General features: G+C 49.9%; 10 protein-coding genes. 6 read left to right on the top strand and 4 right to left on the bottom strand.

The features are described from left to right. Positions 1–8: 8 nt before the first annotated feature. The 3 genes from nuoN to serB all read left to right on the top strand — a co-directional run bounded on the left by nuoN (position 9) and on the right by serB (position 3015). Complete coding sequence (nuoN, locus tag ACLO87_RS04445) at positions 9–1499, top strand: NADH-quinone oxidoreductase subunit NuoN (RefSeq protein ID WP_430223721.1); 1491 nt, start codon at positions 9–11, stop codon at positions 1497–1499. A 10-nt stretch (positions 1500–1509) separates the two neighbouring features. Next, positions 1510–2061, top strand: coding sequence for a DUF2818 family protein (locus tag ACLO87_RS04450; RefSeq protein WP_135861449.1), 552 nt, complete (start codon positions 1510–1512; stop codon positions 2059–2061). Between the two features lie 102 nt (positions 2062–2163). Continuing rightward, on the top strand, positions 2164–3015 hold the full coding sequence (serB, locus tag ACLO87_RS04455; protein WP_135861448.1) for a phosphoserine phosphatase SerB: 852 nt from the start codon (positions 2164–2166) through the stop codon (positions 3013–3015). A gap of 68 nt (positions 3016–3083) precedes the next feature. On the opposite strand, the gene ACLO87_RS04460 is transcribed toward serB, so the two are convergent. After that, positions 3084–3935, bottom strand: coding sequence for a DMT family transporter (locus ACLO87_RS04460; RefSeq protein ID WP_430222887.1), 852 nt, complete (start codon positions 3933–3935; stop codon positions 3084–3086). Positions 3936–4253: 318 nt separating this feature from the next. Beyond that, complete coding sequence (mfd, locus tag ACLO87_RS04465) at positions 4254–7727, bottom strand: transcription-repair coupling factor (RefSeq protein WP_430222889.1); 3474 nt, start codon at positions 7725–7727, stop codon at positions 4254–4256. A gap of 13 nt (positions 7728–7740) precedes the next feature. On the opposite strand from mfd, the gene ispD reads away from it, so the two are divergent. Next, positions 7741–8457, top strand: coding sequence for a 2-C-methyl-D-erythritol 4-phosphate cytidylyltransferase (gene ispD / locus ACLO87_RS04470; RefSeq protein WP_135861446.1), 717 nt, complete (start codon positions 7741–7743; stop codon positions 8455–8457). Between the two features lie 3 nt (positions 8458–8460). After that, positions 8461–8940 carry a 2-C-methyl-D-erythritol 2,4-cyclodiphosphate synthase gene (gene ispF, locus ACLO87_RS04475; RefSeq protein WP_135861445.1) on the top strand — a complete coding sequence of 160 codons (480 nt, stop codon included), beginning with the start codon at positions 8461–8463 and terminating at the stop codon, positions 8938–8940. 3 nt (positions 8941–8943) lie between these two features. Here the strand turns inward: ispF and ACLO87_RS04480 are convergent, their stop codons facing one another. Both ACLO87_RS04480 and ompR read right to left on the bottom strand, forming a co-directional pair. Beyond that, entirely contained in the window at positions 8944–10335 is a 1392-nt protein-coding gene (locus tag ACLO87_RS04480) for a sensor histidine kinase (protein ID WP_430222891.1), read from the bottom strand. A 14-nt stretch (positions 10336–10349) separates the two neighbouring features. Then, positions 10350–11087, bottom strand: coding sequence for an osmolarity response regulator transcription factor OmpR (ompR, locus tag ACLO87_RS04485; RefSeq protein WP_135861444.1), 738 nt, complete (start codon positions 11085–11087; stop codon positions 10350–10352). A gap of 222 nt (positions 11088–11309) precedes the next feature. Here ompR and tsaB point away from each other — a divergent pair, with 222 nt between their 5' ends. Continuing rightward, complete coding sequence (tsaB, locus tag ACLO87_RS04490; protein WP_135866065.1) at positions 11310–12086, top strand: tRNA (adenosine(37)-N6)-threonylcarbamoyltransferase complex dimerization subunit type 1 TsaB; 777 nt, start codon at positions 11310–11312, stop codon at positions 12084–12086. Positions 12087–12096 lie beyond the last annotated feature (10 nt).

Here is a 12096-nt window from a genome sequence, read left to right on the forward strand (position 1 = left end):
CCTGGAAGATTATGGAAAATTCATTTGATTTCGCGTTAGCGCTACCTGAAATTGTGTTGCTGATCTCAGCAGCGCTGGTACTGCTGTTCGATGCTTTTAATAAAGGTGAAAACCGCCACAGCACGTTTGTGCTGTCGCTGGTTTCACTGGTGATCGTGGCTTGTGTCACGTTGTGGCAGTGGAATGCCGACATGTACGGCACTTCTTTCAGTGGTTTGTATGTAGTTGATCCACTGTCTCACTTCCTGAAGTTTGTGTCTTACATTGCTGTAGCGGTTACGTTGATCTACGGGCGTGGTTACGCTGAAGATCGTGGTCTGCTGCAAAACGGTGGTGAGCTCTACACGCTGACTTTGATGGCGTTGTTGGGTCAGATGCTGATGATCTCTGCTGGCAGCTTGCTGATGGCCTACTTGGGCCTAGAGCTGATGTCCTTTGCGCTGTACGCCTTGGTAGCATTGCGTCGTGAACATCAGGCTTCCGTCGAAGCGGCCATGAAGTACTTTGTGCTGGGCGCATTGGCTTCCGGGATCTTCTTGTACGGTATGTCCATGATCTACGGTGCAACTGGCACGTTGAATCTGGGTCAAATCGCTGCTGCGATTTCCACAGGCGAAGCGAACCATCTGACACTGGTGTTTGGTGTGGTGTTTATCGTGGCTGGTTTGGGTTTCAAACTGACTGCAGCGCCATTCCACATGTGGACTCCTGACGTGTACCAAGGCGCTCCTACAACAGTAGCGCTGGTGATTGCTGCTGCGCCAAAACTGGCAGCAGTAGCCATGGCTCTGCGTCTGTTGATCGAAGCGCTGCACGGTATTGCTATTGATTGGCAGCCAATGCTGATGTTGTTGGCGATTGCTTCGCTGGTTATCGGTAACCTGACAGCGATCATGCAGACCAACTTCAAGCGTATGTTGGCGTTCTCCACTGTGTCGCACATGGGTTTCATCTTCTTGGGCTTCATGGCCGGTGTAGGTGCAGATGGTCTGGTGAACGAAGACGCTTACGGTGCTTCCTTGTTCTACGCAGTGATCTATGTGCTGACTACACTGAGCACGTTTGGTCTGATGCTGGTACTGAGCCGTCAAGGTTTTGAATGTGAAAACATTGATGACTTCAAAGGCTTGAACCGTCGTCACCCAATCTTGGCATTTGTACTGTTGCTGTCCATGTTCTCGTTGGCAGGTATTCCACCTTTGGCAGGTTTCTACGCCAAACTGGCTATCTTGCAAGCAGTGATTGGTGCTGGTTACATCAGCGTAGCGATCGTAGCGGTATTGATGTCCTTGATTGGTGCGTTCTACTACCTGCGCGTTGTTAAAGTGGCTTACTTTGACGAACCAGAAGAGAAAAACGCAGAACCATTGTCTTTGGGCTGGGTAACTGGTGGCATTCTGTCTTTGAACGGTTTGCTGGTACTGGTTTACGGTATACTGCCCAGCGGCTTGCTGGCACTGTGTGTGCAAGTTATCCGTGATTCGTTGGTTTTCTACTAAGAGGTAATGTATGGGACAGGGTACGGCAGTTTGGGTTTTGATTGCACTATCGTTTGTGACGGCTAATCTTCCCTTTATTGTTCAACGTCCCCTGTTCTGTATGCCTTGGCGTCAAGTAGGCGAGGCAGAAGGTTCAACAGCCATCAGGCTGTTGCGCTGTGTGGTGATGGCAGCACTGGTTGCTGCCGCTGCCTATGCCTCGCACTACTATATTTCCCGTGCTTTTTTCAATAGCAGCACTGTGCTTCTGTTAACAGTAGCCGCAGTGGTTGTAGTGTTTGCGGTGTTGATGTGGTTGCCAGGTTTCTGGTTACGCAGTCAGCCTGCTATTGAAAAAGGTGTGATTACACGTCTTATAGAGTTTGTCATACTGTTTGTATTGATGGGTGTTCTAGGCTTTGCCTTTGAAGCCAGTCAAGGTAACGTGTTTCCACAGCGCTGGGAGTTCTATGCCATCGCTCTTTGTTTGTACGTGGTGTTAGGTTATCCAGGCTTTGTGTTCCGCTATTTGGTGAAACGACGCCGTGGTGTAGCATCCATGGCTGCAGACGGCCTGTACTAATACGTTATTTCTTTCCGTGTTGTAACCCTTTGAACTACTACTATGCCTCTTGATTCGGTTTGGTAGTATGAGCAAAGGGTTTTCTTTTTGTGCGTACGTATCATGTCACATCTGATTCTTCAGTCTCCATGTCTTAATCCTGTTGCTATAGAGAAAATCGCCGCTTTGGTTAGCGCAAATGGCGTGCAGGAGCTTGGTCCTACCGTAGTGCGTCTGTTGCAAGCGGATGCGAGTTGCAAAGAGGTAGTGCAAGCTGAGTGCGAACGTAAAGGTATAGACTTCGCGTTCTTGGATAACATCCAGCTGCTGCGCGAGTGCCGTATCTTGGCGATGGATATGGACTCCACGCTCATTAATATCGAGTGTATTGATGAAATTGCTGCTGCAGTAGGTCGTAAAGAGCAGGTGTCCGCGATCACTGAAGCTGCCATGCGTGGCGAGATTAAAGATTTCTCTGAAAGCCTGATTCGACGTGTGGCGTTGTTGGAAGGTGTACCTGAGTCGGCATTGCAGCAAGTGTACGAGCAGCGTTTGAACCTGAATGCGGGCGCTGAGCGTTTAGTAGGCGAAGCGAAAAAACACGGTGTACGTACTTTGTTAGTATCAGGTGGTTTCACTTTCTTTACTGAAAAGCTGAAAGCTCGTTTGGGTATTGATGAGGCCTATGCCAACACGCTGGAAGTACGTGATGGCAAGCTGACTGGCCGTGTGTTGGGTGATATTTTGGATGCACAAGCCAAAGCAGATCACGTAGCACGTTTGGCTGCAGAGCTAAACGCTACGCCTGAGCAGATCATTGCCGTTGGTGATGGTGCTAACGATTTGAAAATGATGGCCAAGGCGCATTACTCGGTGGCTTATAGGGCCAAACCAGTAGTGCAGGAGCAAGCGCGCTATGCATTGAATCATGCGCCACTAGACGGCATTATTAACTGGTTTAGACTGAGTTTCTAAATAGCTTTTCTAGTCATGAAAAAGCCTGCATGCTCATCACATGCAGGCTTTTTTGTGTAGAACAACGTTTAGGCTTTTCTAAATACCAGCGCCAAACCAGCAAGAATAGCCACCATTCCCACCAGGGCTAAAGCGGGTAGGGCATTGCCAAGAAACACGTAGTCCATAATCACCGTGACAACAGGTACTAGGTAAAACAAGCTAGTGATGTTGACGAGGTTGCCAGAACGTATCATGCGATACAGCAGCAATTGTGCGGCTACAGAAATGACTAAGCCTAGCCAGAGCAATGGAATGAGTAAGCCCCAGTCCAGATGAAGCGTTTGGGTCTCAAACGGTAGTACTACGACACACAAAAGCAGGGTCATCACATACTGTAGTGGTAGCACGGCATCGGGGGCTTGTTGAATACGTTTTTGTTTGAGCGAACCAAAGGTGATGCAGGCTAGTGCGCCTAAGCCGTAAATCAAGCCTAGCGTGGAGATATTCACTACGGAGGCACCTTGCCATACCACCAGCGCTAAACCGGCCATAGAGAGCAGTAAACCACTTAATCGCCACACCGAGAATCTGCGCTCAGTCAGTAGCAATGTAAGGACTGGTTGCGTGCCTAATAGTGTCGCTAAGAGGCCGGGGGTAATACCATGTGCCATGGATTGGAAATAGCAGATAGAGTAGCCGCCTACTAACAGCAATCCGGTACTAGCAACTTGTAGCCTAGTCCCTTTAGCGGGCCAGATGGGTCTACGTAAGCCTAAAAGCAATAAGGCGCCCATGGCTAACGAAAAACGCAACAGCAATAAGACCGTAGGTGAGGCGTAATCTAGACCCCAGCGGGTGAAAAGGGCGGCACTGCCCCATAACAAGACAAATAAACCCATGGCAGCGTGTGCTGACCATGCTGGATTCAAAAATGACATGATGTTCTCATCTAATAGAAACTATATGCGTCAACAATCAGTCGCCTTGTAGGCGATATGTGAAAGTCGAGAAGACGTGATGGTGGTCGTTAGACTACTGCTACGACGCGAGCTACAACTACGCTAGACATCACTGGAGGTGCTATAGATGAGGGAGGGGGAGGATTAGCCGCATTCACGCGCACACCTGCCGCCCAAGTAGGGCAAGCGCGAGTAGAGTGGTGTGTGGTTAATGGCATGAATGGGTTCTGTAAAGTGAACTGTACCTGCCCACTATAACGAGTGTTTTTTACGTGGGCAAGTAGTTTCACGTTGTTTTTAAGCTCTACCTATACGTTGTAGTAGGGTGAGAACCTGTTGTGATCGTTGCTTCCAATCTGCATCCGCGGGCATTTCCACCTTCAATTTGTCTGGGCCAGAAAAACGTATGTGTTTGTTTTTCTGTACCAGTTCAATCAAGGTAATAGGATCAACATTAGGTTTGCTAGAAAACTGAATATTGGCGTAATCAGCGGTCACATCCACTTTAGTAATACCTAAGGCTTCGGCAACTAAACGTATGCGGTGTACGGCCATCAAGGTCTGTGCTGCTTCAGGCAGCGGGCCATAACGGTCAATTAGTTCTTCTTGCAGATTGTTCAACGCATCGTTATCAGCTGCATGTGACAGTTTTTTGTATAAACCTAAGCGGGCATGTACATCAGGGCAATAATCGGCAGGTAGTAGAGCAGAGGCGCGTAAGTTCACTTCGCAGCCGCTGGTGAATGGGCTGTCTAAATCGGGTTCTTCGCCAGCCTTCAAGGCTTTGACAGCGGTGTTCAGCATATCGGTGTACATGGAAAAACCAATTTCTTGGATATTGCCAGACTGATGCTCACCCAGCACCTCACCTGCACCACGAATTTCCAAATCGTTCATGGCCAAGAAGAAGCCGGAGCCTAGTTCTTCCATGGCTTGAATGGCCTCCAGACGTTTCTTAGCATTGCTGGTAATGGCATCCTCGCCGGGGGTGAGTAGGTAGGCATAGGCTTGATGGTGAGAGCGCCCTACGCGACCACGTAGCTGGTGTAATTGTGCCAAGCCCAGTCTGTCGGCTCTGTGGATGACGATAGTGTTCGCACTTGGCACGTCAATACCGGTTTCGATAATGGTGGTACACAACAAGACATTGAAGCGTTTTTGATAGAAGTCTTTCATCACGCTTTCTAGTTCGCGCTCTGGCATTTGGCCATGCGCGACACCTATACGTGCTTCAGGTACTAACTCTTCTAGGCGGGCTCTACGATTCTGAATGGTCTCTACTTCGTTATGCAGGAAGTACACCTGACCGCCACGTTTCAGTTCACGCAGTAACGCTTCGCGTATGGTGCTACCGTCTTCACGGCGCACGAAGGTTTTAATGGCCAAACGTTTTTGTGGAGCTGTGGCGATGACAGAAAAGTCACGTATACCTTCCAGTGACATACCCAGAGTACGGGGGATAGGTGTAGCCGTTAGCGTGAGTATATCCACTTCGGCACGTAACGCTTTAAGCGCTTCTTTTTGGCGCACACCGAAGCGGTGTTCTTCATCAATAATGACCAAGCCTAGGTTTTTGAATTGCACACTGGATGACAAAATCTTGTGTGTGCCAATGACGATATCCACTTGCCCTGATGCTAAGCCATCAATGGCTTGTTTGCTTTCTTTGCCTGAGCGGAAACGCGATAGTTCTGCCACACGTACAGGCCAGTCGGCAAAACGGTCAGTAAAGGTTTGTGCGTGCTGTTCTGCTAATAGCGTGGTGGGGCATAGCAAGGCGACCTGCATACCATTTGCTACGGCAAGAAAGGCTGCACGTAAAGCCACTTCGGTTTTGCCAAAGCCTACATCACCACAAATCAGCCTATCCATAGGGCGACTAGAGCGCATGTCATCCAACACCGCATCAATAGCGCCTTGCTGGTCAGGTGTGGCTTCAAAACCGAAGCCTGCAGAAAATTCTTCATAGTCGCTAAAGGGCAGTTTGTACTCATTACCCGTGCGCAGAGCGCGTTTGGCGTAGAGGTCCAGTAGTTCGGCGGCAGTGTCTCGCGCTTGTTTGGCGGCTCGGCGACGTGCTTTTTCCCACTGTCCTGAACCTAATTGGTGCAGGGGGGCAGCGTCTGGGTCGGTGCCGCTATAGCGCGAAATTAGATGCAGTTGCGAGACAGGTACGTACAGAGTGGCTTCTTTTGCGTACTCAAGGTGCAGCAGTTCCATTGGGCCTTCGCCCAGATCCATCTCTATTAAGCCGCAATAGCGTCCAATGCCATGCTCACTGTGCACGACTGGGTCGCCTTCACGTAGTTCGGACAAATCGCGCACCATGGCTTCCACATCAGTGGTTTTTTCTTGTTTGTCACGGCGACGCTGGGAGCGCGCTTGGGTAGGGTATAAATCGTTTTCAGTGAGTATGCTTATGGCTGCTTCGTGCAAGGCAAAGCCTTGGGAAAGCGGCGCTACTACCAGCGCAAAATGGGCATCTGATTGTAGGAAGTCTTGCAGGTCTGCCGGAATAGATGGCACGTGTACGCCAAACTCTTGCAGCATTTGCCCCAAGGTTTCGCGTCTACCAGCAGAGTCTGCGCACAGTACGGTGCGACGTTTGGGGTCGGTGATCTCTCTACGTAGTGCAGCAACAGGGTCTTCAGAGCGGCGGTTCACAGCGACTTCGGGCAAAGCCTCGAAATCAGGGTGAGGGGCGCCGGCTTGCAGGCTCAGTCTTGGGTACTCTTTGAGTCGTGAGTACAACTCGGTTTCATTCAGGAATAACGTATGAGGTGTTAGTACCGGGCGTTCTCTATCGGCGTTTAAGAAGGTGTAGCGGCTATGGGTGTCGGTGTGAAAGTGCTCAATAGCTTGCGCCAGATCACCATGTGTTACCACCAGAGCCTGATCACTGAGGTAATCAAATAATGTGGCTGTTTCTTCGAAGAATAGCGGTAAGTAATATTCCACACCGGCAAAAGCAATGCCATTACCTATGTCTTTATAGGGGAGGGCTCTAGAAGGGTCTCCCTCGAACACCTCTCTAAAGCGACTACGAAACAGTGTGCGGGCTGCCTCATCCATAGGGAATTCTCGGCCAGGCAGCAACTGCACTTCAGGCACTGGATACAGGCTACGCTGAGTGTCAGCATCAAAGGCACGTATGGATTCTATTTCGTCGTCAAATAAATCCAACCGGTAGGGCAGAGCTGAACCCATAGGGAAGATATCAATCAATCCACCACGTACGCAGAATTCACCGGGTGCGGTAACTTGGGTGACGTGATTATAATTAGCCAGCACCATTTGTTCGCGCAGTTGGCTCTCATCCAATTTGCTGCCTTGCTTAAACGAAAAGGTATAAGCGGCTAAAAAGGAAGGTGGTGCTAAACGGTACAATGCCGTGCTAACCGGTACAGTCAGTACATCGACGGTTTTTTGCTGCAGAGCATGCATGGTTTGCAAGCGCGAAGACACTAAGGCTTCATGCGGTGAAAAACCATCATAGGGCAGAGTTTCCCAGTCAGGAAACTGACGTATGTTTAAACTGGGAATGAATAAGGGTAATTCGTCGGCCAGTCGTGATGCATCCAATGGGTTGGCACATAGAATGACTAGGGGGCGTGCACTACGCTGGGCTAGATCAGCCAGCAGACAAGCATCGCCAGAACCAGGTGGTAAAGACTGGGTATAGCGTTGCCCTGGCTTCAGGGATTTCAGCAACTCGCCAGTGCTGGGTAAAGACAGAGCGGCAGAGGTGTTGGATGAAGTCAGGGAGCTCATGGTAAGGGATGATATGAGTAAAAAAATTATTGCAATTGTACCGGCAGCGGGCGTAGGTACGCGGGCTCGCCGTGGTGGTTCGGTGTTGTTGTCAGCCACAGTGCCTAAACAATACGCCTTGATAGGTGGTGAACCCATGTTGCGCCGTACTGTGCAAGCGCTATTGCGTGAACCACGCATTAGTCAGATAAGGGTTATTGTAAGCAGGGAAGACACTTGGGTGGAATCTTGTTTACAAGGTATGGAGCGCACTGTGTGGCGTCACTGTGGCGGTGATACCCGTGATCAAACTGTACGCCAAGCGCTAGAAGATTTAAAAGCCGACGATGATACCTGGGCATTGGTACACGATGCTGCACGTCCCGGTGTGCCAGTAGAAGATTTAGAGCGCCTGATTTCTACGTGTTTAGAGCAGGATCAAGGTGGGTTGCTTGCGTGGCCTGTGACTGATACGGTGAAGCGTCAAGCGCCGTTGCAAGACGACCGGCTGGCTCGTAGTGAGCAAACCGTAGATCGCGAAGGCCTATGGCTTGCGCAAACTCCGCAAATGTTCAAAGCTAATTTCTTGTTAGAGTGTCTGCAAAAAGCACATCAACAAGGCGCGACCATTACGGATGAGGCCTCTGCAGTGGAACTGCAGGGTGTGGAACCTTTGTTGATTGCTGGCTCTAAACGTAATCTAAAAGTCACGTGGCCAGAAGATTTTGAATTGATGGATAGGTGGTTATAAGTCATGGATATTCGTGTAGGACAAGGTTTTGACGTACACGCTTTGGTAGAGGGGCGTGATTTGATTATTGGTGGTGTCACCATTCCCCACACACACGGTTTAGCGGGCCACTCAGATGCCGATGTATTGCTGCATGCCGTAACAGATGCTCTGCTAGGGGCTGCAGCGTTGGGGGATATAGGTAGGCACTTCCCTGATACTGACCCGCGCTATAAAGGGGCAGACAGCCGAGTGTTGTTGCGTGATGCGATGGCGTTGGTAGCAGGCTTAGGGTGGAAAGTCGTCAACGTGGATGCCACCGTACATGCCCAAGCGCCTAAGATTGGCCCGCACGCTGCGGCCATGGTGGCCAATATTGCTGCTGATCTGTCATTGGAAACAGACCGCGTCAATATCAAAGCAAAAACCAATGAAGAGTTGGGTTACTTAGGTCGTAAAGAAGGTATAGCCGCCACAGTGGCAGTGCTACTGTGGCGTGATTAACGTTTAAGACGGACTGCGTTTTAAGCGTGGAATAGTGATGCGCACTAATAAACCTTGGGGCGGATGTGATATCAGCTCCAAGGTGCCGTTAACGTGACCAAGCAAGCGTTCTACAATAGATAACCCCAAACCGGCACCGCTGACGCCAGTTCTGGCGGTGTCGCCACGAGAGAAAGGACGCAATAAGCGTTGTACCTCATGTGGCTCAATCCCTACCCCTTGGTCTTCTACCGTAATTTCTATACTGTTGCCGCGCGTTGAGGCTGTCAGGTGTATGTTGGCTTGATTGGTTAAGGGGCTACGACCATAGCGTCTAGCATTTTCAATCAAGTTGCTGACAATGCGTTTCAAGTCGTTGGCTTGAATGCGGGCTAACAGTGCCGTTTCAATTTCTGCTGTGAGTGTGCCGCCCAAACTTTCAGTATGTGAGCGTTCTCTATCAATCAGCTCTTGCAAAGCGTGAGACACATCAATGCCCTCTTCAGGCACAGCGCCAGCCGGTCTAGCGTATTCCATCAACTGACCAATACTGTGATCGATTTGGGCCAAGTCTTCGTCAATGGCATGACGTGTTTCATCGCTGACATTACTAAGTTCAATCTCTAGGCGCATACGGGCCAAGGGAGTACGTAAGTCATGAGAGATACCGGCCAACATGATTTCTCGGTCTGCTTCAGCTTGACGTATATCGCGAGCCATACGGTTAAAGGCGACATTTAGCTCACGAATTTCATTGGGGCCACGCTCAGGTAATGGGGAAGGGGTTTCCCCGCGTGCTAATTGTTGAGCTACTTTAGCTAGTCGTGCCAAAGGATGGTTCACAAAGCGCACACTGACAGCAGCGCCAATCAAAGCTAGCAATAATGCGGTAATGGCCCAACCCAGCCACTCTGGGCCAGCGGTAAGGCTTAATTGTTCGCGGTCAAAGACTAACCAGTATTTATCGTCATTGATATCAAAAGATACCCAAATGCCGGGCATTTGGTTTACTGACCACATCACTAGTGTTTGGCTACCTAGGCCTGCACGAATCTCCCGGTATACCTCTTGCCAGTAATTCGAACGTTGCAGGGGTTCTAAGGTGTCATTGCTGTCGCGCGGCTGTACTCGTAAGCCTTCTTTGGTTGCTAGATCCAACAGCAGCGCAGGGCGTACATGCGGTGGTGCATACATCAATGCAGAGCGGGTGATGCTAACGGCAGTAGTAACTCGCTGAGCCATCTGTCTGGCCCTTGGGCCTTCTTCCATGCTGAAAAACACTTGCAGCCACGCGCCTAGACTGATGAGCATCAGTGCAGCAAGTAGTAGGAAGGAACGACTGAATAGGCCAAGAGAAAAACCAGATCGCTGTTGCGATCTGGCTTGTGGGGACGATGGCGGTGGTGAAGTGTACATACCTCAAGTCTAGATCAGTTTCCACCATCCGGTATAAATACATAGCCTAGCCCCCAAACGGTCTGGATAAAGATGGGTTTAGATGGGTTGGGTTCTATCAATTTACGCAAACGGGAAATTTGTACATCCAGGCTACGGTCGAAAGCTTCGTATTCACGACCGCGTGCCAACTCCATTAGCTTGTCGCGTGACAGAGGAATTTTGGGATGACGAGCAAACACCTTAAGTACAGAGAACTCACCTGTAGTGATAGGTACTACTTCTTCGCCTTTAGTGAGTGTGCGAGTAGAGAGGTTCAGAGTGTAAGGGCCGAACTCGATGGACTCATTTTCTTGGCTAGGAGCACCTGGGTGTTCTTCAGTGCCACGTCTACGTAAAATAGCGTTAACACGAGCTAGTAATTCGCGTGGATTAAAGGGTTTGATGAGGTAGTCATCAGCGCCCATTTCCAAGCCTACAATACGGTCAATTTCCTCGGCTTTGGCCGTAAGCATGATGATGGGCGTGTTATCATGCCCACCACGTAAGCGGCGACAAATTGACAGGCCATCCTCACCAGGAAGCATTAGGTCTAGTACTAGCAGATCAAAGTGCTCGCGCTGCCAGAGTTTGGACATTTCTTTGCCATCCTCAGCAACAAAAACATTGAAACCTTGTTCCGAAAGATAACGGCGTAGTAGATCGCGCAGTCGAGGATCATCGTCAACGACAAGAATTTTGCGAGATAAAGGTTGTTGTGCTTGTGTATTCATAATGAAGGTGACTGGCTCCGTGTTGTTCGCATCGAGACTGTTTCAGGGAGTTAACCGACTCAGACTGGTGGGTACGAAATGTTAGGGGAAGACCATCGCGAAACGCCGTGTTTTCTAAGGCCGCTAGAGTGCAATTTTATAGATGTAACAGTGCTTGTAAAGCCCCTCTCGTAATTGTTTTGTAGTTCTTTGTTAATGACAGAAAAGACGTAAAATAGCGCTATGCAAGTACATATTTTGGCTTTAGAAACATCAACATCAGTCTGTGGCGTCGCTTTGTTAAGCCAGCAAGGTGAAACAACGCAGCTCTACGTACGTCGTCACGAAGGTAGCAGTGAGCACGCAGAATTTCTGCTGCCCATGGTAGAGGAAGTGCTGGCCGAAGCAGGCGTAAAACGGCATGAAATCTCAGCAATCGCCTTTGGACAAGGGCCTGGGGGCTTTACCGGATTGCGCGTTGCCTGTGGTGTAACGCAAGGGCTGGCCTTTGCTTTGGGTTGCCCTGTGGTACCCGTTCCATCGCTCTTGGCTGTGGCAGAAGCACTAGAAAAAGTACCTGGCCAACTAGAGGTAGTTGCCTTAGATGCACGAATGCAAGAGCTCTATGTGGCAGCGTATAGGTATGAGGGAAATACTAAAACCTGGCTGTGCTGTTACAATTCGTTACTAATTGACGCTCAGGTTTTACCAGATTGGTTGATGCACATACGTACCCAAGAAAATGAAATCGGTACCATTCGAGTGAGCGGAGATGCATTAGTGGCATTTCCTGAACTCGCTGCCAATCTGAAAGACATGCCTAGTATACAGCTAGGAGACACTGCTAAACCGGATGTTGAAGCGGTAGCGCATTTAGGGCTACGAGCATTTCTGGCTGGCGAAGGTATTGCCGCCGAATTAGCGGCGCCGAGTTATGTGCGCGATAAGGTTGCTTTTACTACCGCTGAACGAGAGCAGGGCTTGGGTGGTAACCCAGCCGCAGTATGGCGCCCAGCGTGATCATGACAAG

Source organism: Paenalcaligenes sp. Me52 (genome assembly GCF_050487965.1).
Taxonomy (GTDB): Bacteria; Pseudomonadota; Gammaproteobacteria; order Burkholderiales; family Burkholderiaceae_B; genus Paenalcaligenes.